Consider the following 24,489-nt stretch of genomic DNA (forward strand, 5'->3'; position numbering starts at 1 on the left):
TTCGCGGAAAACCAGGCGCAGCCTGGAAGCAGCCCGCTTCCTGACTCGTGAGCACGGTAAGGGGCAAAGGATAAGCGGCGGTAAATTTGTGGCGCCGCAACTGGCGGTTAGGCGACGCGCCTCCCTCGTCGTCCCATCTTCCTTCAGGAAGACGCCAACAACATGCAATCCAGGACCCAGCCACAGGGGTGGTTTGACGAAAACTCGGGGTTACCGGCGTCGCACCAGGACTCCTCACTGGGGTCATGGGTCCTGGCTTTCGCCAGGACGACATTGGAGGTGGTGCGGCAGCGGAACGCTACGCCGCCCGGATATTCCCCATGAAGCGGTCGAGCTCGGCGCGCAGACGGCTGCTTTCGGATGACAGCGTCTTGGCCGAGTGCAGCACCTCTTCCGAGGCCGAGCCGGTCTCGGCGGCGCCGCGGTTGACCTGACCGATGTCGGTGGCGGCGGTCTGAGTGCCCTGCGCGACGGTCTGGACGCTGCGCGCGATTTCCTGCGTCGCCGCGCCTTGCTGCTCGACTGCGCTCGCAATCGATGTCGAGATCGACGAGATCTGGCCGATGGTCGCGCCGATCTCCTTGATCGCCGCAACTGATTCGGCGGTGGCGCCCTGCATGCCGGCGATGTGCGAGGAGATTTCGTCGGTCGCCTTCGCGGTCTGGCTTGCCAGCGACTTCACTTCGCTGGCCACCACGGCGAAACCGCGGCCGGCATCGCCAGCGCGTGCCGCCTCGATGGTGGCGTTGAGCGCCAGAAGATTGGTCTGCTCGGCGATCGCCGTGATCAGTTTTACAACTTCGCCGATCTGCTGGGCGGCATGCGAGAGCTTGCCGATGCGACCATCGGTCTCCTTCGCCTGCACCACGGCGGCCTCGGCAATGCGGCTGGAATCGCGGACCTGACGGCCGATCTCCTCGACCGAGGCCGAGAGCTCTTCCGTCGCGGTCGCGACCGACTGCATGTTGCTGGAGGCCTGCTCGGAGACACCGGCGACCTGGCTCGACAGGCTCTGCGTGGTCTCGGCGGTGCGGGTCAGCGTCGAGGCTGCCGATTCCAGATGCACGGCAGAGGCCGAGACGTTGGAGACGATGGCGCCGACCGCGCTCTCGAAATCGTCGGCGAAGCGGATCAGTTCGGAGCGGCGGGCGGCGCTCGCTTCCTTGTTCTGGACTTCGCTCGCGGCGGCATCACGCTCCGCCTTGGCAACGGCCTGCACCTTGAACTCCTCGACCGCGCCGGCCATCTCGCCGATCTCGTCCCTGCGCCCCAGGCCCGGCAGCACGACGTCGAAATTGCCCGAGGCAAGCTCGCGCATCGCCTTGCACATCGCGATCATCGGACGCGAGATGCCGGTGCCGAGCAGGAAGGCGAGGACCGCGCCGAGCAGCGTGCCGCCGACGGCCAGCATCAGCACCAGTTGCTCGGTCTTCCCGATGGTCGCTTCCGATTCGGACTCCAGCCGCTGCTGTTCGGCAACGAGGTCCGCCTTCGTGGCGGTGGCGCCCTGAAGGATCGCTCCGGCCGAGCCGCTCATCTCGGTGACGAGATCGTCGACCATCCTGGCGTTGGCGATCAGCTTCTCCAGCGCTTCGCGATAGGCCCCTAACAGCGCCCTGGCGTCCTTCAGGCCGGCGACGATCTTGTCGTCCATGGAATAGACCGCGCCGAGCGAGTTCTCTACGAATTTCAGCCGCGCCAGCGCGCTGGTCGCGATCGCCTGGTCGGACGTCAGCACGAAATTGGTCGCCGCCGCGTTCGCGGTCTGGAATTGGGCATTGACCTGCTTGGTGCCGAACTCGATCGCCTGCGCCTCGGAATCGGAGGCGTTGTTGCCGACGTCGTCGAGCTTGTATTTCAGGAGGTTGGCGTTGCGCGTGAGTTGGTTCTGCACCAGCAGCGCGCTGTCACGCTTGGCCTGGAGGACCTTTGCGAAGGTCGCGGAGAAGTTGGAAAACTCCTTGGCGAGCTTGTTGAGGCTCTCCTGGCGCGCCGGCTTCTTGGCGCTCTTGATGGCTTGGTCGATGGCGCTCTTCAGGCCGGTCTCCGTGTCCAGCGCCGCTTTGGCGTCGTCCTCCTTGCCGGTGACGACGAAAAATTTGACGGCCGAGCGATAGGCGAGCAGCTCGCGGTCGATATTGCGGGCGAGATCGGCCTCGGTGACGCTGCTGCGGTAGGACCCGACCCCGGACGAGACCCGCTCGAAGCCGAAATAGGAGAAAGCCATGCTGCCGGCGGAGATCACCAGCACGGCGGTAAAGCCCAGAATGATCTTGGCGCGGAACCTGAGGGTCGGCATTATTGTGCGCTTCGAGGACGACGCGATACGCCCGGACATTCCCACCCCCATTTTCTATTGAGCCGCGATCCGGGGGGCCGCCCCCTGACCTGGCTGGGCAAAACTAAGGCAGAATCGATAAGGGGCGGTAAATTCGGCGCGCCCGCAGAGTTTCCGGCTCTATCGGCCAGGGCGGACCGCATAGGGATATAGAGGCTGGCATCCCAGATCCGCCCGGCGCCGCCTGCGATCCTGGCGACTCGCCCCCCAAATTAACGCAGGTCCGTCTGGATCAGTGACTTTTCCATGACGCCGGCGACCAAAATGCCAGTTGCAAAGTTCCGGGTCGCTGTCTCTAATTAGAAACAATCAAAATCAATCCGGGAGGACCTCAACCGTGTCTACAGTCAAACTGACGGTGAACGGCAAGGCCGTTGCTGTCGACGTCGAGGACCGCACGCTGCTGGTCCAGCTGCTGCGCGATCACCTCAATCTCACGGGAACACATGTCGGCTGCGACACCAGCCAGTGCGGCGCCTGCGTCGTCCATATGGACGGCAAGGCGGTGAAATCCTGCACCATGCTGGCGGGCCAGGCCGACGGCGCCAGCGTCATCACGATCGAAGGCATCGCCAAGGGCGACGAGCTGCACCCGATGCAGGCCGCCTTCCGCGACAATCACGGCCTGCAGTGCGGCTATTGCACGCCGGGCATGATCATGTCGGCGATCGACATCGTGCATCGTCATGGTGGCGAGCTCGACGAGGCCACCGTCCGTCAAGAGCTCGAAGGCAATATCTGCCGCTGCACCGGCTACCACAACATCGTCAAAGCCGTGCTGGATGCGGCCGGACGCATGAAGGTCTCGCAGGCGGCCGAGTAAGCGGCCCGCCTCGAAATACGAACCACCGCTGCCGCTTTCGAGGGAAAGCGCGGTGAAAACAATTCCGGTCGGGAGGACCAGACAATGGGTGTTGAAGGCATTGGCGCGCGCGTCGTGCGCAAGGAAGACAAGCGTTTCATTACCGGCAAGGGCCGTTACGTCGACGACATCAAATTGCTGGGCATGACCCATGCCCATTTCATCCGCAGCCCGCACGCGCATGCCAAGGTGAAGGGGATCGACTCCTCCGCCGCGCTCAACATGCCGGGCGTGGTCGCCGTGCTTACGGGACAAGAGATCGTCGACGACAAGGTCGGCAACCTGATCTGCGGCTGGGCCATTACCTCCAAGGACGGCAGCCCGATGAAGATGGGCGCATGGCCGGCGATGGCGCCGGAGACGGTGCGCTTCGTCGGTCAGGCCGTCGCAGTCGTGATCGCCGAGAGCAAGAATCTGGCGCGCGATGCGGCCGAAGCCGTGGTCGTGAACTACGAAGAGCTGCCCGCGGTCGCCGACGTCCATGCCGCAATCAAGTCCGGCGCGCCGCAGCTTCATCCCGAGGCCCCCGGCAACCAGGTCTATGACTGGGTGATCGGCGACGAAGGCGCGGCGGATGCCGCCTTCGCCAAGGCCGCCAACGTGGTGAAGCTCGACGTCACCAACAACCGTCTCGCGCCGAATGCGATGGAGCCGCGCGCGGCGATTGCCGATTACGATGCGGCGGAAGAGCATTTCACGCTCTACACGACCTCGCAGAACCCGCACGTCGCCCGCCTCGTGCTGTCCGCGTTCTACAACATCGCGCCCGAGCACAAGCTGCGCGTGATCGCGCCCGACGTCGGCGGCGGCTTCGGCTCGAAGATCTTCATCTATCCCGAAGAGATGGTAGCGCTGTGGGCCTCGAAGAAGGTCGGCCGTCCCGTGAAATGGACCGGCGACCGCACCGAGGCTTTCCTCACCGACGCGCATGGCCGCGACCATGTCACTCATGCCGAGATGGCGTTCGACGCCAACAACAAGATCACCGGGTTGAAGGTGAAGACGTATGCCAATTTCGGCGCCTACATGTCGCTGTTCTCCTCGTCAGTGCCGACCTATCTCTACGCGACGCTGCTGTCGGGCCAGTACAACATCCCGGCGATCCATGCCGAGGTGATCGGGGTCTACACCAACACCACACCGGTCGATGCCTATCGCGGCGCCGGCCGCCCCGAGGCGAGCTATCTGATCGAACGGCTGATGGAAACGGCGGCGCGGCAATTGAAGGTCGATCCGGCCGCGCTGCGCCGGACCAACTTCATCACCCAGTTCCCGCACCAGACGCCGGTGATCATGGCCTATGACACCGGCGACTTTAACGCCTCGCTCGACGCCGCGATGAAGGCGATCGACTATGCCGGCTTTGCCGGCCGCAAGGCCCAGGCGAAAGCCGACGGCAAGCTGCGCGGCATCGGCGTGTCCTGCTACATCGAAGCCTGCGGCATCGCGCCGTCGAAGGCGGTCGGCAGCCTGGGCGCCGGCGTCGGCCTGTGGGAATCGGCCGAGGTGCGGGTCAACCCGGTCGGCACAATCGAGGTCCTGACAGGATCGCACAGCCACGGCCAGGGTCACGAAACGACGTTCTGCCAGCTCGTCGCGGAGCGCTTAGGCGTTCCCATCAGCCAGGTCTCGATCGTGCATGGCGACACCGACAAGGTGCAGTTCGGCATGGGCACCTACGGCTCGCGATCCGCAGCCGTCGGCCTCACCGCGATCCTGAAGGCAATGGAGAAGATGGAATCCAAGGCCAAGAAGATCGCCGCGCATGCGCTGGAAGCCTCGGAAGGCGACATCGTCATCGAGAACGGCGAGTTCAAGGTGGCCGGGACCGACAAGGCGATCGCGTTCCCGATGGTCGCTCTTGCGGCCTACACCGCACACAATCTGCCTGACGGGATGGAGCCGGGCCTGAAGGAAAGCGCCTTCTACGACCCGACCAACTTCACCTTCCCCGCCGGTGCCTACATCTGCGAGCTCGAAGTCGATCCCGGCACCGGCAAGACCTCCTTCGTCAACTTCGTCGCGGCCGACGATTTCGGCCGACTGATCAATCCGATGATCGTCGAAGGCCAGGTCCATGGTGGCCTCGCCCAGGGCATCGGGCAGGCGCTGCTCGAGCACGCGATCTACGACGCCAACGGCCAGCCGGTCACGGCCTCGTTCATGGATTACTCCATGCCGCGCGCCGACGATTTGCCCTCGTTCAACCTCTCCCACACCACGACGCTGTGCCCGGGCAATCCGCTCGGCATCAAGGGTTGCGGTGAGGCCGGCGCGATCGGCGCCTCTGCGGCCGTGATCAATGCGATCACGGATGCTATCGGCAAGAACAATCTGGAAATGCCCGCAACCCCGGATCGGGTGTGGCGCACGATCCACGCGGCATAAGGGGAGGAACGAAGATGTACCAGACCGTTTATCATCGCGCGTCCTCGGTTGACGAAGCCGTCAGCCTGTTCGGCAAAGCGAGCGAGGCGCAATTCCTCGCCGGCGGCCAGACGCTGCTACCGGTCATGAAGCAGCGCCTCGCCAGCCCCTCCGACGTGATCGACCTCGGCAAGATCAAGGAGCTGCAGGGCGTTGAGCTCTCCGGCGACGTGCTGACCATCAAGGCCGGCACGACCTATTTCGACATCATGCAGAATTCCGATGTGAAGAAGGCGATTCCCGCAATCGCCTATCTCACCTCGGTGCTCGGCGACCCCGCCGTGCGCTATCGCGGCACGATCGGCGGCTCGATCGCCAACAACGATCCCGCCGCGGATTATCCGGCCGCGCTGCTCGCGCTCGGCGCCACCGTGAAGACCAACAAGCGGTCGATTGCGGCGGATGACTTCTTCCAGGGCCTGTTCACGACGGCGCTGGAAGACGGCGAGATCATCACCGCCGTGTCGTTCCCGGTTCCGGCGAAGGCAGGCTATGAAAAAATGCGCCACCCGGCCTCGCGCTTCGCACTGACCGCCGTGTTCGTCGCGCAGACGAAGTCGGGCGAGATTCGGGTGGCCGCCACCGGCGCTTCGCAGAGCGGCGTGATGCGGGTCCCCGCAATCGAAGCGGCGCTGAAGGCGAATTGGTCACCGTCGGCGATCGACAGCGTCAGCATTTCGTCGAGCAATCTGCTGGCCGACATCCACGGCACGGCGGAGTACCGCGCCAACCTGATCAAGGTGATGGCACAGCGCGCGGTGGCTGCTGCCGGCTGATAGCGCCTCGACGCAAATTTGCCGCGGCGCGCACTTCGGTGCGCGCCGTTTTTATTTTGGCCGTGCGGCACGAAAACCGCTTGCCTCGCTGGCGTGAAGGCGAGAAAAGTTAATCAGCCAATTAACTCGCCCACAGAGGAATGTCGGAGGCGATTGCCGCACCATCGGCAATCCGCCCGCGACCCGAGGAAACAACAACGTGCTCGATCAACCGGCCCCCACCTCTTCCGTCCGCACCTCCGGCCCGCTATCGGGCTTCCGCATCGTCGAATTCGCCGGCATCGGACCCGGCCCGTTCGCCTGCATGATGCTGGCCGACATGGGCGCCGAAATCGTCACGCTCGACCGGATCGGCGCCAAGAAGAGCATGAAGTCGGTCGCAGGCCGCGGCCGCAAGGTGATCGAGCTCGACCTCAAGGACAAGGCAGCGATCACGGAGGTGCTCGACCTGCTTGCGAATGCCGACGCGCTGGTCGAGGGTTTTCGTCCCGGCGTGATGGAGCGGCTCGGCCTCGGGCCTGATGTGGTGCTCGCGCGCAATCCAAAGCTGGTCTACGGCCGCATGACCGGCTGGGGCCAGGAGGGCCCGCTTGCCAACGCCGCCGGCCACGACATCAACTACATCTCCATCACCGGCGCGCTCGCAGCGATCGGCACCAAGGAAGCGCCGGTGCCGCCGCTCAACCTGGTCGGCGATTTCGGCGGCGGCGCACTCTATCTCGTCGTCGGCGTGCTCGCAGCGCTGCTGGAATCCTCGAAGTCCGGCAAGGGTCAGGTCGTCGATGCCGCGATGTGCGACGGCGCGGCATCGCTGATGTCGTTCTTCTTCGACATGACCACGCTCGGCCGCTGGACCGAAGGCCGCAACCAGAATTTCCTCGACGGCGGCGCGCATTTCTACGGCGTCTACGAATGCGCCTGCGGCCATTTCGTCTCGATCGGCTCGATCGAGCCGCAGTTCTACGCGCTGCTGCGCGAGCACGCCGGCCTGACCGATGCCGATTTCGACGCGCAGATGGACCGCAAGGCCTGGCCGGCGCTGAAGCAGAAGCTGCAGGCCGTGTTCAAGAGCAAGACGCGCGAGGACTGGTGCAAGATCATGGAAGGCAGCGACATCTGCTTCGCGCCAGTGCTGACCATGTCGGAAGCGACCGAGCATCCGCACATGGTCGCCCGCCAAGTGTTCGTCGAACGCCACGGCGTGAAGCAGCCGGCGCCGGCGCCGCGATTTTCACGGACACCGTCTGTGGTGCGCGAGCCAGAGGGCGCGGAGATCGGCGCGGTGACGAAGGAGTGGAAAGCGGGGCGTTAAGACCTCCGCTGTCGCATCACACTCCGGGTCGTCCTGGCGAAAGCCGGGACCCATAGCCACAAAACGTGGTTTGACGAAGACGTGGTTTGACGAAGACTCGGAGTTACCAGTCCGCCCACCGACCGCTCCCTGGGGCAATGGGTCCTGGGGGTATGAGTCTCGGCTTTCGCCAGGACGACGGCGGCATTTAATGCCACCGCGTCCCCGTCAACGGCCGCTTACGCTGCCGCATCCACCTTCAACACCCCGCGCCGGATCTGATCTTCCTCGATCGATTCGAACAGGGCCTTGAAGTTGCCTTCGCCAAAGCCGTCGTCGCCCTTGCGCTGGATGAACTCGAAGAAGATCGGGCCGATCGCGTTCGCCGAGAATATCTGTAAGAGCACCTTGGTCTGGCCGCCGTCGACGACACCCTCGCCGTCGATCAGGATGCCATTCTTCTGGAGCCGCGCAAGGTCCTCGCCATGCTCAGGCAGACGCGCGTCAATCCTCTCGAAATAGGTCTCCGGAGGCGCCGGCATGAAGGGCAGGCCCGCCTCGCGCAGGCCTTCGATGGTCCGATAGATGTCGTGGCATCCGCAGGCGATATGCTGGATGCCCTCGCCGCGATAGATATTCAGATATTCCTCGATCTGGCCGGAATCGCCGGCGTCCTCGTTGATCGGAATCCGGATCTTGCCGTCGGGGCTGGTCAGCGCGCGCGAGAACAGGCCTGAGGCGCGGCCCTCGATGTCGAAGAAGCGGATCTGGCGGAAGTTGAACAGCTTTTCGTAGAAGCCGGTCCACACGTCCATGCGGCCGCGATGGACGTTGTGGGTGAGGTGATCGAGATAGAACAGGCCGGCCCCTGCGGGCTGCGGATCGCGGGCGCCAAGCCATTCGAACTCGCTGTCATAGGCCGAGCCCTTGGCGCCGTAGCGATCGACGAAATAGAGCAGGCTGCCGCCGATACCCTTGATCGCGGGGACATCGAGCGTCTTTTGCGCCGAGGACACATCGGCAAGTTCGGCGCCGAGCGCAATCGCGCGGTCATAGGCCTTCTTCGCATCGACGACACGAAACGCCATCGACGGGGCACAGGGGCCGTGCGCGGCGACAAAGTCGTGACCGTGGGTGCCGGGCTCCTCGTTGACGAGATAGTTGATGTCACCTTGGCGATAGACCGTGATTGTCTTGGACTTGTGGCGCGCGACGGGCGCATAGCCCATCAGCTTGAACAGGGCGTGCAGCTCTTCCGGATTGGGATGCGCATATTCGACGAACTCGAACCCGTCTGTGCCCATCGGATTGTCGGCGCTGATCGTGGCCGGCGGTGCATCGTGCGGAAACGGACCCATGGAGCTCTCCCAAATTGCTGCTGTCAGGAACTATCGTTCACAGGGCATGCAATGGGCGTGCAAACGGGACGCTCTTTGGCTATCTTGTGCACGATCTGTGCATAAAACAGGAAAATGGCACATGACTTCCGTGGATGCCTTCGATCTCAAGATCCTGGGCGCGCTCCAGGACGACGGCCGCCTCACCAACCAGGAGCTTGCCGAGCTCGCTGGCCTCTCGGCCTCGCAATGCTCGCGCCGGCGGATGCGGCTGGAGGAGGAGAAGGTGATATCAGGCTACCACGCCGATCTCTCCAGCGAGGCCCTCGGCTTCGGCGTGATCGCCTTTATCCAGGTGACGCTGGCGACTCACTCACCGGATAACTCGAAACGCTTCCGTGCGCTGGTCAATCGAATCGACGAGATCCAGGAGGCCTATTCGCTCACCGGCGACGCCGACTATGTGCTGAAGGCTGTGCTGCGCGACCTGAAAGGTCTCTCCAACCTCGTCAACGACGTGCTGATGCCGCACCAGAGCGTGGCGCATGTGCGCTCATCGATCGTGCTTGACCGGTTGAAGGAAAGCACGCGTCTGCCGCTAAAAGAAATCAAACCCGGCTGAAATCGAGGGAAATGCGGCATTCGTGCTGCGCGTGCGATCTGCGATGATCCGGGCCAATCTACGGAGACTCAGCCATGGCCCTCCAGCTTCGACCGAACTGCGAATATTGCGACCGCGACCTGCCGCCGAACGCAACCGATGCGCGGATCTGCTCCTATGAATGCACCTTCTGTGCGGACTGCGTGGAGACGAAACTATCCAACGTCTGCCCGAACTGCGGCGGCGGTTTTGTCGCGCGCCCGATCCGGCCCACGCAGGAATGGCGGTCGGGCGTGTGCGTGACGAAGCACGTTCCGTCGGACAAGCGGGTGCATTTGAAATACAGTCTGGAGGATGTCGCGGCGCACTGCGCGAGGATACGCGGCGTGCCGCCGGAGGCGCGGTGAACCTGTGGGGCCTGGAATGAAAATTGAAGTAACGCCGGAAGAGCTTAGGTACATAATTCGGTGCGGCGCAGCGCTGTCGCAAAATGTGCCCGAGAAATCTCTCCCAACGTATTGTGGTTTCGACAAGCGGCAGATCGTCGATTTTTCAGATCGAATGAGAGATGAGCTCGATAAAGCTGGCCTGGACATGTAGGCACATAGAGGGCTGGCACCTTAAATAGCATTGATTGGCGCATATCACTCCGCCGCCAGAATCGTCCCCTCGACCTCGCCAAAACCGACGCGATAGCCGCTGCCCTGGCACCAGCCGCGCATGACGAGGCTGTCGCCATCCTCCAGGAACGACCGCTTGGTGCCGCCGGGCAATTCGACCGGCTCGCTCCCGTTCCAGCTGATCTCCAGAAGGCTGCCGCGCTGGTTCTTCTCCGGGCCGGAGATGGTGCCGCTTCCCAGGAGATCGCCGACATTCATGGCGCAGCCGGAGGAGGCATGGTGCATCAGCTGCTGTACCGACGACCAGTACATGTACTTGAAATTGGTGCGGCTGATGCCGGCAGGCGCATTCGCGCCGGCGGCGCGCAGGGAGACGTCGAGCTCGAGATCGTAGTTCTGCGGCTTGCCCTGCTTGAGGTAATCGAGCGGCACCGGCTCCTGCTCCGGCCCTTTCAGCCGGAACGGCTCCAGCGCCTCACGCGTCACCACCCACGGACTGATCGAGGTCGCGAACGCCTTGGCGAGGAACGGACCGAGCGGCACATACTCCCATTGCTGGATATCGCGCGCGCTCCAGTCGTTGAGCAGCACGAAGCCGAAAATCATCTCCTCGGCCTGGCTCTCCGTGAGCATGCCGCCCATCGGCGAGGGCTGGCCGACCACGACGCCCATCTCCAGCTCGAAATCGAGCCGCTTGCATGGCGCGAAGCTCGGCACCTCGACATTCGGCAGCTTGAGCTGCCCGCGCGGCCGCTTCACCTTCGTGCCGGAGACCACGACAGTCGAGGCACGGCCGTTGTAGCCGATCGGCATATGGAGCCAGTTCGGCTGCAGCGCATTGTCCTTGCCGCGGAACATGACGCCGACATTGGTGGCGTGTTCCTTGGAGGAATAGAAATCGGTGTAGCCGAAGACGGTGAAGGGCATGTGCATCGTCACGCTTGCCCGCGGGATCAGCACCTGGTCACGTAATTGCTTGTTGTCGCGCAGCTCCGGATTGTCATGGCGGAGCAACTCGGAAATGCGTGCATGCGTCCGAGACCAGACCTGCGGCCCCTTATGCATCAGCGCGTTGAGACCGACGGCAAAGACGCCGGGATCCCCGACGCTGATCAGCCCCTCCTGCTCCAATTCCCAGAGGTCGAGCACGAAGTCGCCAATGGCGACTCCGAGGCGTGGACTCGTCTTAGCCGTCGAGAACACGCCGTAGGGCAGGTTCTGGATCGGGAAGTCGGAGGCGGGATCGATTTCGATGAAGGAGCGGAGGCTGGGATCGTTGGGGTGGGTTGTCACTTTCGCCGGTCCTTTTTCCTTCTCCCCTTGCGGGAGAAGGTGGCGCGAAGCGCCGGATGAGGGGTTCTATCCGCGAGTCGAAATGAGAGAGGCCTGTTCGCGGAGACACACCCCTCACCCGTCTCGCCGCTACGCGGCGAGCCACCCTCTCCCACAAGGGGAGAGGGGAAGAACGTTACGGCCTGTTCGGATCGAACCGCTTTTCCAGGCCCTTCCAGCAATCCGCGTAGTCGTCCTGCAACGTCGCAGAATTCGCGGCGTGCGCGGTGACGCGCTGCGGATAGCGGGTCTCGAACATGAAGGCCATGGTACCGGTCAGCTTCACCGGCTTCAGCTCGCCATTGCTGGCGTGCTCGAAGGCGTCGCGGTCGGGGCCGTGCGGCAGCATGCAATTGTGCAAGCTGATGCCGCCCGGAACAAAGCCTTGTGGCTTGGCGTCGTAGACGCCGTAGATCAGGCCCATGAACTCGCTCATGATGTTCATGTGGTACCAGGGCGGGCGGAAGGTGTTGTCGGCGACCATCCAGCGCTCGGGGAAGATCACGAAGTCGATATTCGCCGTGCCCGTGGTCTCCGATGGCGACGTCAGCACGGTGAAGATCGAGGGATCCGGATGATCGAAGCCGATCGCGCCCACCGGCGAGAAGGTACGCAGATCATATTTGTACGGCGCGTAATTGCCGTGCCAGGCGACGACGTCGATCGGCGAATGGGCGAGCTGCGTCTTGAACAACGACCCGCCCCATTTCACGAACAGCTCGGTCGGCGTGTCCTTGTCCTCGTAGTTCGCAACCGGGGTGAGGAAGTCGCGGGAATTGGCGAGGCAGTTGGCGCCGATCGGCCCGCGCTCCGGCAGCGTGAAGGCGCCGCCGTAGTTTTCGCAGAGATAGCCGCGCGCCGGCCCGTTCGGAATCTCGACGCGGAATTTGACGCCGCGCGGGATCACCACGATCTCGCCGGGCTCAGCGTCGATGCGGCCGAACTCGGTGACGATGCGAAGATTGCCCTGCTGCAGCACGAACATCAGCTCGCCGTCGGCATTGTAGAAGTGCTGATCCACCATCGATTTGGTGATGAGATAGATATGCGCGGCCATGCCGGCCTGCGTATTGACGTCGCCGGCTGTCGTCATGGTCTGCACGCCCTGAAGGAAAGTCATGTCCTCCTTCGGGATCGGCGCCGGATCCCAGCGCAACTGCGCGATCGGCAGATCGTGTTCATGGCACGGCGCCGAACGCCACAGGCCGTCGTCGGCCTTCTCGAAACGACCCGAATGTTTCACCGACGGGCGAATGCGATAGAGCCAGGAGCGCTCATTGGTGCCGCGCGGCGCCGTGAAGGGAGAGCCGGAAAGCTGCTCGGCATAGAGGCCATAGGCGCAACGCTGCGGCGAATTGCGCCCGATGGGCAGCGCGCCCGGTAGCGCCTCGGTCTCAAAACTGTTGCCGAAACCGGACATGTAGCCCGGTGTGACCTGGGCGGTGCTGCGAACGATCTGATCGGGCGAAGTATTGATGTTCATGACTATCCTCCTCCTTGCAGGGCGGCCCACATCTCCTGGTCGCGCTTGTCGGTCCAGATCACGGGGTCGTCGATTCCCGAGGCTTCATCGAAGGCGCGCGACACGTTGAACGGCAGACAATGCTCGTAGATGGCGAAGCTTGAAAATTTCGGATCCATGACCTCGCGCGTCGCGGCCATCGATTCCTTCAGCGTGCGGCCCTTGGCGACCGAGATTTCGGCGGCGCCATAGAGCGAGGTGACGAAGTCGCGCGTCATCGCGATGGCTTCGCGCACCGTGGCGAGACCCTTCAGCGCGTCGCCGCGGCCCGGCGCGATCGCCTTGGGATTGAAGTTGCGGATTTCGTTCAGCGTCAGCGGCCATTCGCGCAAGTGCGCGTCGCCACAATAGCAGGCCGAGTGGTATTCGATCAGATCGCCGGAGAACATCACCTCGGCATCGGGCACCCAGGCGACGATGTCGCCGGAGGTATGGCCGGCACCAAGCTGCATCAGGCGCACCTCGCGCTTGCCGAGATAGATCGACATTTCGCCTTCGAAGGTCAACGTGGGCCAGGTCAGGCCGGGAATGCTCGAGGCGTCCTGGAACAGGCGGGGGAAGCGGCCATACTCGGAATCCCAATCCTGCTGGCCACGCTCCTCGATCAGCCGATAGGTCTCCTGCGAGGCGACAATGCCCTGCGCCTTGTAGGCGGAGGCGCCGAGCACGCGCACGGCGTGATAATGCGACAGCACGACATATTTGATCGGCTTGTCGGTGACGGTACGGACGCGCTCGATCACCTTGTTGGCCATCGCCGGCGTCGACTGCGCGTCGAATACCAGGCAGCCGTCGTCGCCGACGATGATCGCGGTGTTCGGATCGCCCTCCGCGGTGAAGGCGTAGAGATCGGTGCCAATCTCGGAGAAGGTGATCTTCTTCTCGGAGAGATCGCCGGTGGATGCGAAGTTCTTCGCCATCAGTTCATCCTTAAGTCTTGGGTTATTGTTGTTGCTGTTGTTGTTGCTGGCCGTCGATCATGCGGCGCTTGGCGAGCCCGATCGCCTCGCGCAGCACGTCGATATCGCCGATATGGTTTGCGAGGATCAGCACCAGCGCCGCGTCGAAATCGGCGCTTTGCTCGTCGGTGAAGCCACGATGCGCCTCGACGACAGCGCGAAAGGCGTCGTCCGGCCGCGCGAAGTTGGAGCTGGTGGAGAGCGGCATGCGAGACCTCAATTCAAGCCATTCAATTCAAGCCTTGAGCGCGTGACAGCGCCGCCGCGATCGCCGCGCGCGTCGGATGACGGAAGCGGGCCGCCACGTAGCCGTCGGGTCTGACCAGATAGGCTGAGCCGGGCTCCCCGTCGTAGCGCTTCGCGGCAAAACCCTCCGGATCGGCGAATCCGCCCTCGCCACCGATGCGGATATCCTTCACGCCATCGGGCGCATCGATCACCGCGCCATTGCCAAACGATAGTAATGTGAAGTCCGTTCCATCCTCGCGGAATGCATCCGTCAGATAAATCTGCTCACCTGCGCGCGTTGCAACGGGGGCATCAGGCATCGAACAGCCGGGCCGCGGCCCAGTGCCCCACATGTCGACATCGGCCGACGACAGCGGCGAGTCGTAGGTGCACGGCACCGACAGGCGTCCCCCATTGGCCATGCGCTTGCCAAACTCGGTCTCTTTCGCCAGCGACAGCACCGCCTTGCGCAGCCGCGCTTCCTGATGCGAGTTCGGCGCCATGAAATCGGTCGAGCGCGTGGACTCGCGGATATTCTCGTCCGCCGCCATGCTGCGCTCGACATGATAGCTCTCGAGCAGGCTCGCGGGTGAGGCGCCGCGCAGCACGCGATCGAGCTTCCAGGAGAGGTTTTCGGCGTCCTCGAGCCCGGAATTGGCACCGCGCGCGCCGAAGGGCGAGACCTGGTGCGCGGAGTCTCCCGCGAAGATCACGCGGCCGTGGATGAAGCGATCCATCCGCCGGCACTGGAATTTGTAGAGCGATATCCACTCGAACTCGAACTTGTCGTGGCCGAGCATGCGCGCGATCCGCGACCGCACGTTCTCAGGCTTCTTCTCGACGATGGGATCGGCGTCGCGGCTGAGCTGGAGGTCGATGCGCCAGATATCGTCGGGCTGCCGGTGCAACAGCGCGGAGCGGCCGGCGTGGAACGGCGGATCGAACCAGAACCAGCGCTCCGTCGGGAATTCCGCGGTCATCTTGACGTCCGCGATCAAAAACTGGTCCTCGAACACCTGGCCGACGAAGTCGGCGCCGACCATCTGCCGCAGCGAGGACCGCGCACCGTCACAGGCGATGACGTATTGCGCGTGAAGGCGATAGGCGCCCTCGGGGGTCTCAATCGTCAGCGCGACGGAATCGTTGCGGCTCTCCAGCGCCGTCACCTTGTTGCACCAACGCAGATCGATGCCCGGAAGATCCTGCACGCGATCGACCAGGTAGGCCTCGGCGTAATATTGCTGAAGGTTGATGAAGGCGGGCCGCTTGTGGCCGTCTTCGGGCAACAGGTTGAACTGATAGAGCTGGGACTCGCCGTGAAAAATGCGGCCGACGCTCCAGACCACGCCCTTGTCGACCATGCGGTCGCCGACGCCGAGCCGGTCCCAATATTCCAGCGAACGCTTGGAGAAGCAGATCGCGCGCGAGCCATCGCCGATGCGGTCGGCGTCATCCAGAAGGACGACGCGCTGGCCGCGCTGGGCGAGGTCGATCGCCAGCGACAGCCCGACCGGGCCAGCACCAACGACCACCACCGGATGCTCGGCAGGGCCTTGGCCGGGACGGTCCTGATCGGGGTGGCGGCGATAGCCGAACTGGGTCTTGGCCTGGTGGGTCTTGGCCTGGTGGGTCTTGGCTTGCGCCATGCGCTAACCTCGGCTCTGGTCAGGAGAGGACTGATCTGCTAGATAGTCTCACGTGCAACTATTTTGGACCGGTGCCGGCCGGCCGTCAACTGGAATTCGGAGCGCTCTCCTTGGCAAGGACATCCAGCGACATCGCGCTGAAGACACGGGTGGCCGACGAGGCTTTACCGCTGCCAAAAACGCGGCTCGACCTGTTCAAGTTCGTGCCGTTCCGCCTCAACCGGCTCGCGGCGGAAGTCAGTGCCGCGCTTTCGGTCGAATATCAGGAACGTCACGGCCTCGACATCCCGGCCTGGCGCGTGATCGCGACGCTCGGCTTCCGCAACGATGCCTGCAGCGCGCAGTACGTCGCGCAATGCACCCGCACGCACAAATCCACCATCAGCCGCGCGGTGACCATGCTGCTGCAGCAGGGGTTGATCGAGCGCGTCGAGAACGAAGCTGATCGCCGCGAATTCCGCCTGCAGCTGACAAAGAAGGGCCGCACGCTCTACGAGGAGCTGTTTCCGCAATTGCTGCGGCGGGAAGACGAGATCCTCGCCTGCCTCACCGCGCAGGAGCGCAAGCAGCTATCGACGCTGCTCGGCAAGATCGAACAGAGCCTCGACCTGATCCAGACCAGCGAGGAGGCCGACGCCAAGCAGGCGTATTGACACCTCGCGTGACGCCAGACCCTCATCCTGAGGAGCGCGCTCTTCGCGCGCGTCTCGAAGGATGAAGACCGAGCTGCGACAGCTGGGCCTGCATGGTTCGAGACGGCGCTTTGCGCCTCCTCACCATGAGGATCGGCAAGCAGTCATTTGGCAAACGACCGCGACGGCGGCAAATGCAGCGCCCAGGCATCGACCTTGTCGCTGGCGCGCGGATAGATCTCGGTCACGATCGGATCATGCCCGGGAATGAACCGGTCAGGATGGCCGGCGAGACGCTCGATCGTCTCCCAGCCAACCGCCATGTCGCCGACATTGTAGACGATCGGGAATGGGCTCCGGCGCTGGAGATTGGCGTAATAATGCGCGGCGTCGGAGGCGAGCACCACCGGTCCGCGGGCGGTCTCGACCCTCACCACCTGCAAGCCGTCCGAATGGCCGCCGACGCGGTGCACGGTGACGCCGGGCGCGACTTCGCCGTCGCCGGAATAGAAATTGACGCGTTCGCCATAGACATGGCGGACCATCTGCGTGACGTGCTCGACCGAGAACGGATGTCGCAGCAGTCCGTTGCACATGCAGCGCCCCGTCGCGTAAGCCATCTCGCGCTCCTGGAGATGGAAGCGCGCGCTGGGGAAGCGGTCGAGATTGCCGGCGTGGTCATAATGCAGATGTGTCACGATGATGTCGCGAATCGCTGGCGCCGCGACACCAAAGCGCTCCAGCGCATCGACCGGATTGAGCGTCAGCTTGCGTGCTCGCAAGCCCGCCTCCTCGGCATTGAAGCCGGTATCGACCAGGATGTCGCGGCCGCCGCCGCGGATCAGCCAGACGAAATAGTCGAGATCCTGCGCCGCGCTGTCATGCGGATCGGGCGCCAGGAAATTCATATTGGGGGTGCGGGGCGACATCGTCGCATAGCGCAGTGCGTAGATTTCGTAGGCGTTTCCCATGATTTTGATCTTGCTCTTTTTTCTGGGTGGACCTTCAGGAGCGATCGATCGCACCAAGCCATTGTCCGCCGCAAAGGTCAAACACCAGAGGCCGCGAAGGGCGCCGGCCTGCAATGTGAGACCAATCACATTTCTGTCGCCAGGACTGCCCTAACATCAGGACTGCCCTAACATGGAGCCACAATGTCAACCACAATGGATCGCGTACAATCGTGACCACCCGTTTATTCCCCTCGCAACGTGCCCATGCGTCGCGGTCAATTGTCGCGATAGCGCCGAATCTGCAAGCGGTTGACGCCCTCGTTCCCCGGTTTGATAATGCACATTGCGTAAGTTAAGGTCGCCGCGGCGCAAGCTGGAAACGGCGCCTTTTTGGCTGGACCGCGCTGATTATGAAAATTCGCTTCCTTTTCCTTCTGCCCTTGCTCGTCGCGCTGATCCCGACCGCTCCGTCGCTTGCGGCCGGCGATCGCTTTGCGCTGGTCATCGGCAACGCCAAATATCCGGACGCCGACGCCCCGCTGAAGGAACCGCTCAACGACGCGCGCGACGTCGCCGACGAGCTCAAGCGCGACGGTTTTTCCGTCGAAACCGGTGAGAACCTGACCGGAGACGGCATGCGCCGCGCCTTCGACAAGCTGTACGGCAAGATCAAGCCGGGGTCGGTGGCACTGGTGTTCTTCAGCGGCTTCGGCATCCAGTCGGCGCGGCAAAGCTACCTGCTGCCGATCGACGCGCAGATCTGGACCGAATCCGACGTGCGCCGCGACGGCATCAGCCTCGAAACCGTGCTCGGCGAGCTCAACACCCGCGGCGCCGGCGTCAAGATCGCGCTAATCGATGCCTCCAGGCGCAACCCGTTCGAGCGCCGGTTCCGCAGTTTCTCGGCCGGCCTCACCCCGGTCATCGCGCCGAACGGCACGCTGGTGATGTATTCGGCGGCGCTGGCCTCGGTGGTGTCGGATGCCGGCGGCGAGCACAGCCTGTTCGTCCAGGAACTCCTCAAGGAAATCCGCGTGCCCGACCTGATGGCCGAGGAGACGCTGAACCGCACCAAGATGGGCGTCACCCGCGCCTCGCGGAGCGAGCAGGTGCCGTGGATATCCTCTTCACTGGCCGAAGATTTCTCGTTCATTCCGGGGGCCGGCGGGTCGCGTCCGACAACGCCGCCGCCTCCCGCTCCGCCGCCGGTCGTCGCCAACAACCCGCCGCCGGCTCCGCCCGCACCATCGCCGCCTCCGCCAACGAAACCGGCCGACACGGCGGCTGCTCCGTCACCGAAGCCGCAGGTCGACGCCGCCTTGCCGCCACCGCCACCGCCGGTGAAACCGGCCGATCCCGTCATCGCTCCGAGCTTGGATAGCGGGCCGAGCGCGGCCGCCCTGGCGGAGGATCCCACTATCAAGGGCCTGACGGCCAAGATCGCCGCCAATCCGGACGACGTGAACGCGCTCTACCGGCGCGGCCAGGTCTATGCCAGCAAGGGCGCCTACAATCTGGCCATCAAGGATTTTGACGAGTCGCTCCGGATCAACCCGAAAGACGTCGAGGCGCTGAACAACCGCTGCTGGACCCGCACCGTGGTCGGCGACCTCCAGGGCGCGCTGAAGGATTGCAACGAGGCCCTGCGGCTGCGGCCGAACTTCGTCGATGCACTGGACAGCCGGGGGCTCGTCAATTTGAAATCGGGAGCGGCCAAGAACGCCATCGCCGATTTCGACGCGGCCCTGAGGATCAATCCGCGCCTGACCTCCTCGCTGTTCGGACGCGGGATCGCCAAGCAGCGCAACGGCTCGGCCCAGGAAGGCGCGCTCGACATCGCCAATGCCAAGGCGATGGATCCGAACATTGTTCAGGAATTCGCAAGCTACGGAGTGCGTTGATATTTTTTGAATCGGGGCCGATGCGCCTCGAACCCTCGACGGCCCGGCGAAGACTAATCGAACGGATGCCGCAGGCCGCCTTTCGGGGGGCTTATTGCAGGATTTTGGAATCGCGCCAGCTGGCTGCGCAGGAGGGACTGGCTATGAGATTGGCTGCAAAGGGACTTACCGCAATCCTGTCCATCATCACCGTCGGCGCCGCGCTGTCGCTGACGATCCCGCTGGCATTCGCGGGCGACGACGGCAACAGCAAGAACGTCACCGAGGACGAGATCGTCCGCGCGCTGGCGCCGCCGCCGAAAAAGCCGCTGACCCGCGGCCTCTCGATCGCTCCGCAGGCCGATCCCGCGCCGAGTGCGTCGGAGACCAAGCTGATCCAGTCCGTGCGCGGCCGCTCGACGCGCTCGCTTTCGTCGACCGAGCGTGAAGAAATCGCGTCGGTGGCCATGGACAAGCCGAATATCGATCTGGAAATCACGTTCGACTACAACTCCGCCAATATCAGCGCCAAATCGCTCACCTCGGTACAGGCGCTCGGCCGTGCGCTGACCAGCCCTGACCTGAAAGGCTCGACCTTCGTGGTCGCCGGCCACACTGACGCTGCCGGCGGCGAGGCCTACAACCAGGACCTGTCGGAGCGCCGCGCAGATTCGATCAAGCGCTATCTGGTCGACAAGTACAGCATCTCCGCGACCGACCTCGTCACCGTCGGCTACGGCAAGAGCAAGCTGAAGGACCCGGGCCAGCCGATGGCGGAGGTCAATCGTCGCGTGCAGGTCGTCAACATGGAAAACAAGACCACCGCATCGAAGTGACCACGACGTATGAAGTGACAAGTCGTGATGTGGTGTAAAGTCTCGCTTCCAGAGCGCGTCCCGCAGCCTTGCGGGACGCTGCTTTGTTTCAGGGAAATGCTCTCCATGGGCCGCGTGCGGATGGCCGTGAGCCAGGCCAGGACGATCCGGCGATGAACCTCTCCGAATATCTCAAGCCGGCCGGAACGGTGGTCTTCGTCGTTGCGCTCGGCGTCGGCTATTATCTGTTCGAGCACCGGCATCGCCCCGAGGCCAAGGAAACGCCGAGCGAGGCGCTGGTCATCGTGACGAAGTCGACCAATGCCTGCTTTTCCGACCTGGTCCGGGTGACCGGCTTCTTCGTGCCGCGCCGCGAAGCCGTGGTCCTCGCCGACCAGGAGGGGTCCAGGGTCACCGACCTCTTCGTCACCGAGGGCACCCTTGTCACCGATAATCAGGAGCTGGCGCGCCTGACCGCGCCGCCCCAGATCCCGGGCCAGCCGCAGCGGCCCGGCCCGCAAGGCCCGGTCTCGCTGAAGGCCCCTGCGCCGGGCCTCGTCACCGAGGTCCGCACCATCGTCGGCGCGCCGGCCTCGCCGCAGGCCGGCCCGATGTTCCGCATCGCCGTCAACAACGAGATCGAGCTCGACGCGCAGGTCCCGGCGGTGCACATGCCCAAGCTCAGCTCCGGCGCGACCGTGCGCATCAGCCGCGACGACGCGCCCGATTTGATCGGGCGGGTCAGGTTGGTCGCGCCCGAAATCGATCGCGCCACCCAACTCGGCCGCGTTCGCATCAGCGTCACCAACAATCCCTCGCTGAAAGTCGGCGTGTTCGCCCGCGCCTCGATCGACGCCAAGCGAAGCTGCGGCGTCGCGGTTCCCAAGACCGCGATCGACCATCTCACCGTGCAGGTCGTCAAGGGCAACATTGTCGAGACGCGCAAGGTACGGGTCGGGCTGTCGTCCGAGAGCGCCACGGAAATCCTGGAGGGCCTCGACGTCGGCGAAATCGTCGTCGCCGACGCCGGCTCTTCGCTGCATGACGGCGACCAGATCAAGACCATGTTCGCCGATGAACTCGATCGCACGCGGGTACGCTGATGGCTCTCAATATCTCGGCATGGTCGATCCGCAATCCGCTGCCGTCGGTCGTTTTCTCCATCATCCTCCTGATCCTCGGCTGGGTGTCCTTCACCAAGCTCGCGGTGACGCGGCTACCCTCGGCCGACATTCCCGTGATCTCGGTCGCGGTATCGCAGTTCGGCGCGGCACCCGCCGAGCTCGAATCCCAGGTCACCAAGACGGTTGAAGACGCCGTCTCCGGTGTCGAAGGCGTCAGGCACATCACCTCGCAGATCACCGACGGCCTGTCGGTGACCACCATCCAGTTCGCGCTGGAAACAAACACCGACCGTGCGCTCAACGACGTCAAGGACGCGGTGACGCGCGTACGTTCCAACCTGCCGCAAAACGTCACCGAACCCCTGATCCAGCGCGTCGACGTCATCGGTCTGCCGATCGTCACCTACGCCGCGATCTCCCCCGGCAAAACGCCGGAACAGCTCTCCTATTTCGTCGACGACGTGGTCAAGCGCGCGCTGCAGGGCGTGCGCGGCGTCGCCCAGGTCGAGCGCATCGGTGGTGTCGAGCGCGAGATCCTGGTCTCGCTCGATCCCGATCGCCTGCAGGCGATGGGGCTGACTGCCGTCAATGTCAGCCAGAGCCTGCGCGGCACCAATGTCGACGTCGCCGGCGGCCGCGCCGAGATCGGCAAGAACGACCAGGCGATCCGCACGCTTGCGGGCGCCAAGACGCTGAGCGACCTCGCCGGCACCATGATTCCGCTTTTCGGCGGCGGCGAGGTCCGGCTCGACGATCTCGGCACCGTCACCGACACCATCGCAGACCGCCGCACCTTCGCCCGCTTCAACGGCGAGCCGATTGTCGCGCTCGGCATCAAGCGCTCCAAGGGCGCCAGCGACGTGAAGGTGGCCGAGGCCGTGCAGAAGCGCATCGACGCGCTCAAGGCCACCTATCCCGACGTCGACCTGAAGGTGATCGACACCTCGGTCGAATATACCAACGGCAATTACCACGCGGCGATCTCGACCCTGTTCGAAGGCGCCATCCTCGCCGTCGTCATCGTGCTGCTGTTCCTGCGCGACCTGCGCGCCACCATCATCGCCGCGATCTCGCTGCCGTTGTCGATCTTCCCGGCGTTCTGGGCGATGGACCTCCTCGGCTTCTCGCTCAACCTCGTCAGCTTCCTCGCCATCACGCTGTCGACAGGTATTCTTGTCGACGACGCCATCGTCGAGATCGAGAACATCGTCAGGCACATGAACATGGGCAAGTCGCCCTATCGTGCCGCACTCGAAGCCGCCGACGAGATCGGCCTCGCGGTGATCGCGATCTCGCTGACGATCATCGCGATCTTCGCACCCGCGAGCTTCATGTCGGGCATCGCCGGACAGTTCTTCAAGCAGTTCGGCATCACCGTCTCGGTGCAGGTATTCTTCTCGCTGCTCGCGGCGCGCTTCGTCACGCCGGTGCTCGCTGCCTACTTCCTCAAACATGGCAATCACGAAGAGCCGCCGCCCGGCCGCGTGCTGCGGTCCTATCACAGGATCGTGGCCTGGTCGGTGAAGCACTATTTCATCACGGTGCTGGTCGGCTTCGGCGTCTTTGCCGCCTCGATCTGGAGCATCACGCTGCTGCCGCAGGGCTTCCTGCCGGCGCAGGACAGCGCGCGCTCGCTGCTGGCCCTCGAGCTGCCGCCGGGCACACAGCTCGCCTACACCGAAAAGGTCACCGAGGATATCGTCGCGCGCCTGCGCAAGCGGTCCGAGGTCAAGAGCATCTTTGTCGACGGCGGCCGCGTTCCACCAGGGACCCAGGAGGTCCGGCGTGCGGCCCTTATCATCAATTACACGCCCAAGGACAGCCGCGACATCACCCAGCGCGAGCTCGAATTCTCGATCAGCCAGGAGCTGGAGAACGTTCCCGACATCCGCTTCTGGTTCCTCGACGAGAACGGCCTGCGTGCCATCTCGCTGGTTGTGACCGGCGTCGATGCCAACATCGTCAACAACGTCGCCAGCGAGCTCGCGACGCAGATGAAGCGGATTCCCACCATCTCCAACGTGATCTCGGAAACCACGCTGGAGCGGCCCGAGCTGCGCGTCGAACCGCGCGCCGATCTCGCCGCACGGCTCGGCGTCTCGACCGAAAGCCTGTCGCAGACCATCCGCGTCGCCACCATCGGCGACGTCGGTCCCGCGCTCGCCAAGTTCGACGTTGGCGACCGCCTGGTGCCGATCCGCGTGCAGCTCGAGGATGCCGCGCGCGGCAATCTGAAGACGCTCGAGCAGTTGCGCGTGCCGCTCGGCGAGCACGGCGAGAAGGGCGGCGTGCCGCTCTCCGTCATCGCCGACGTCAAGCTCGACCAGGGTCCGACCAGCATCAACCGCTACGATCGCGAGCGACAGGCCACCGTCGCGGCCGATCTCGTCGGCTCCGCCGCGCTCGGCGACGCCACCAAGAAGATCTACGACCTTCCGGTCATGAAGAGCCGGCCGAAGGGCGTGAAGGTGTCACCCTCCGGCGACGCCGAAAGCCTGAACGAACTGTCCGACGGCTTTGCCACCGCGATCACGGCCGGCCTGATGATGGTCTACGCCGTGCTGGTGCTGCTGTTCGGCACCTTCCTGCAGCCGATCACCATCCTGTTCTCGCTGCCGCTCTCGATCGGCGGCGCGATCGCGGCCCTGCTCGTCACCGGCAAGCAGCTCACGACACCGGTGTGGATCGGCATCCTGATGCTGATGGGCATCGTCACCAAGAACGCGATCATGCTGGTGGAATTCGCCATCGAATCCATTCACGCCGGCAAACCGCGCGACGAAGCCATGATCGACGCCGGCATGAAGCGTGCCCGCCCGATCGTGATGACCACGATCGCGATGGCCGCCGGCATGATGCCGAGCGCGCTCGCGGTCGGCGCCGGCGGTGAGTTCCGCTCGCCGATGGCGCTCGCGGTGATCGGCGGCCTGATCTTCTCGACCATCCTGTCGCTGGTGTTCGTGCCCGCGATGTTCATGGTGATGGACGATCTCGGCGCCCTGATCTGGCGCTTCGGCAAGCGGCTGGTCGTGCACAGCGAAGATGCGAAGGACGCCGGTCATCACGGCGCTGCGCCTGCCGAAGCGATGCCGGGGCCGAAGAACATCGCGCACCCTGCGGCGGAGTAGATTCCGGGCGAGCGATAG

20 protein-coding genes are annotated in these 24,489 nt (G+C 64.1%); 12 read left to right on the forward strand and 8 right to left on the reverse strand.

What is annotated here, in order from left to right; genetic code table 11:
* Nucleotides 1-298 precede the first annotated feature (298 nt).
* Nucleotides 299-2,338 carry a methyl-accepting chemotaxis protein gene (locus QCM77_RS26125; RefSeq protein ID WP_279685476.1) on the reverse strand — a complete coding sequence of 680 codons (2,040 nt, stop codon included), beginning with the start codon at nt 2,336-2,338 and terminating at the stop codon, nt 299-301.
* Between the two features lie 337 nt (nt 2,339-2,675).
* Here QCM77_RS26125 and QCM77_RS26130 point away from each other — a divergent pair, with 337 nt between their 5' ends.
* The 4 genes from QCM77_RS26130 (at nt 2,676) to QCM77_RS26145 (ending at nt 7,715) form a co-directional block, all read left to right on the forward strand.
* Complete coding sequence (locus QCM77_RS26130) at nt 2,676-3,161, forward strand: (2Fe-2S)-binding protein (protein WP_279666987.1); 486 nt, start codon at nt 2,676-2,678, stop codon at nt 3,159-3,161.
* Between the two features lie 84 nt (nt 3,162-3,245).
* The gene (locus tag QCM77_RS26135; protein ID WP_279666986.1) at nt 3,246-5,588 is read left to right on the forward strand and encodes a xanthine dehydrogenase family protein molybdopterin-binding subunit; all 2,343 of its coding nucleotides are present in this window, start codon (nt 3,246-3,248) and stop codon (nt 5,586-5,588) included.
* A gap of 14 nt (nt 5,589-5,602) precedes the next feature.
* Complete coding sequence (locus QCM77_RS26140) at nt 5,603-6,403, forward strand: FAD binding domain-containing protein (protein ID WP_279666985.1); 801 nt, start codon at nt 5,603-5,605, stop codon at nt 6,401-6,403.
* Nucleotides 6,404-6,602: 199 nt separating this feature from the next.
* Complete coding sequence (locus tag QCM77_RS26145; protein WP_279666984.1) at nt 6,603-7,715, forward strand: CaiB/BaiF CoA transferase family protein; 1,113 nt, start codon at nt 6,603-6,605, stop codon at nt 7,713-7,715.
* Between the two features lie 218 nt (nt 7,716-7,933).
* On the opposite strand, the gene hppD is transcribed toward QCM77_RS26145, so the two are convergent.
* Nucleotides 7,934-9,052, reverse strand: a complete 1,119-nt coding sequence (hppD, locus tag QCM77_RS26150) for a 4-hydroxyphenylpyruvate dioxygenase (protein ID WP_279685477.1) — start codon at nt 9,050-9,052, stop codon at nt 7,934-7,936.
* A 121-nt stretch (nt 9,053-9,173) separates the two neighbouring features.
* On the opposite strand from hppD, the gene QCM77_RS26155 reads away from it, so the two are divergent.
* The 3 genes from QCM77_RS26155 (at nt 9,174) to QCM77_RS26165 (ending at nt 10,232) form a co-directional block, all read left to right on the forward strand.
* Nucleotides 9,174-9,653 (forward strand): Lrp/AsnC family transcriptional regulator, encoded by a 480-nt coding sequence (locus QCM77_RS26155; RefSeq protein WP_279666982.1) that lies wholly within the window; start codon nt 9,174-9,176, stop codon nt 9,651-9,653.
* A 74-nt stretch (nt 9,654-9,727) separates the two neighbouring features.
* On the forward strand, nt 9,728-10,039 hold the full coding sequence (locus tag QCM77_RS26160; protein ID WP_279666981.1) for a DUF1272 domain-containing protein: 312 nt from the start codon (nt 9,728-9,730) through the stop codon (nt 10,037-10,039).
* 16 nt (nt 10,040-10,055) lie between these two features.
* On the forward strand, nt 10,056-10,232 hold the full coding sequence (locus tag QCM77_RS26165) for a hypothetical protein (protein WP_279685478.1): 177 nt from the start codon (nt 10,056-10,058) through the stop codon (nt 10,230-10,232).
* Nucleotides 10,233-10,276: 44 nt separating this feature from the next.
* On the opposite strand, the gene fahA is transcribed toward QCM77_RS26165, so the two are convergent.
* From fahA to QCM77_RS26190, 5 genes are all read right to left on the reverse strand, one after another.
* Nucleotides 10,277-11,545, reverse strand: coding sequence for a fumarylacetoacetase (gene fahA, locus QCM77_RS26170; RefSeq protein ID WP_279685479.1), 1,269 nt, complete (start codon nt 11,543-11,545; stop codon nt 10,277-10,279).
* Between the two features lie 175 nt (nt 11,546-11,720).
* The gene (gene hmgA, locus QCM77_RS26175) at nt 11,721-13,067 is read right to left on the reverse strand and encodes a homogentisate 1,2-dioxygenase (protein ID WP_279685480.1); all 1,347 of its coding nucleotides are present in this window, start codon (nt 13,065-13,067) and stop codon (nt 11,721-11,723) included.
* A gap of 2 nt (nt 13,068-13,069) precedes the next feature.
* Nucleotides 13,070-14,026 carry an MBL fold metallo-hydrolase gene (locus QCM77_RS26180; protein WP_279685482.1) on the reverse strand — a complete coding sequence of 319 codons (957 nt, stop codon included), beginning with the start codon at nt 14,024-14,026 and terminating at the stop codon, nt 13,070-13,072.
* A gap of 22 nt (nt 14,027-14,048) precedes the next feature.
* Nucleotides 14,049-14,273 (reverse strand): DUF2783 domain-containing protein, encoded by a 225-nt coding sequence (locus tag QCM77_RS26185; protein WP_279685483.1) that lies wholly within the window; start codon nt 14,271-14,273, stop codon nt 14,049-14,051.
* 22 nt (nt 14,274-14,295) lie between these two features.
* Complete coding sequence (locus QCM77_RS26190; protein ID WP_279685485.1) at nt 14,296-15,939, reverse strand: FAD-dependent oxidoreductase; 1,644 nt, start codon at nt 15,937-15,939, stop codon at nt 14,296-14,298.
* Between the two features lie 110 nt (nt 15,940-16,049).
* Between QCM77_RS26190 and QCM77_RS26195 the strand changes: the two genes are divergently transcribed.
* Nucleotides 16,050-16,592, forward strand: coding sequence for a MarR family winged helix-turn-helix transcriptional regulator (locus tag QCM77_RS26195; RefSeq protein WP_279666974.1), 543 nt, complete (start codon nt 16,050-16,052; stop codon nt 16,590-16,592).
* A 143-nt stretch (nt 16,593-16,735) separates the two neighbouring features.
* On the opposite strand, the gene QCM77_RS26200 is transcribed toward QCM77_RS26195, so the two are convergent.
* The gene (locus tag QCM77_RS26200) at nt 16,736-17,542 is read right to left on the reverse strand and encodes an N-acyl homoserine lactonase family protein (protein ID WP_279666973.1); all 807 of its coding nucleotides are present in this window, start codon (nt 17,540-17,542) and stop codon (nt 16,736-16,738) included.
* A gap of 392 nt (nt 17,543-17,934) precedes the next feature.
* On the opposite strand from QCM77_RS26200, the gene QCM77_RS26205 reads away from it, so the two are divergent.
* The 4 genes from QCM77_RS26205 to QCM77_RS26220 all read left to right on the forward strand — a co-directional run bounded on the left by QCM77_RS26205 (nt 17,935) and on the right by QCM77_RS26220 (nt 24,471).
* Complete coding sequence (locus QCM77_RS26205) at nt 17,935-19,425, forward strand: caspase family protein (protein WP_279666972.1); 1,491 nt, start codon at nt 17,935-17,937, stop codon at nt 19,423-19,425.
* Between the two features lie 143 nt (nt 19,426-19,568).
* A complete protein-coding gene (locus tag QCM77_RS26210; protein ID WP_279666971.1) occupies nt 19,569-20,240 on the forward strand; it encodes an OmpA family protein in 672 nt (223 codons plus the stop codon).
* A 152-nt stretch (nt 20,241-20,392) separates the two neighbouring features.
* Entirely contained in the window at nt 20,393-21,322 is a 930-nt protein-coding gene (locus tag QCM77_RS26215; RefSeq protein ID WP_279685486.1) for an efflux RND transporter periplasmic adaptor subunit, read from the forward strand.
* A complete protein-coding gene (locus tag QCM77_RS26220) occupies nt 21,322-24,471 on the forward strand; it encodes an efflux RND transporter permease subunit (protein ID WP_279666969.1) in 3,150 nt (1,049 codons plus the stop codon). Before QCM77_RS26215 ends, QCM77_RS26220 begins: the two co-directional genes overlap by 1 nt.
* Nucleotides 24,472-24,489 lie beyond the last annotated feature (18 nt).

The organism is Bradyrhizobium nivariense, from assembly GCF_029846695.2.
GTDB lineage: Bacteria > Pseudomonadota > Alphaproteobacteria > Rhizobiales > Xanthobacteraceae > Bradyrhizobium.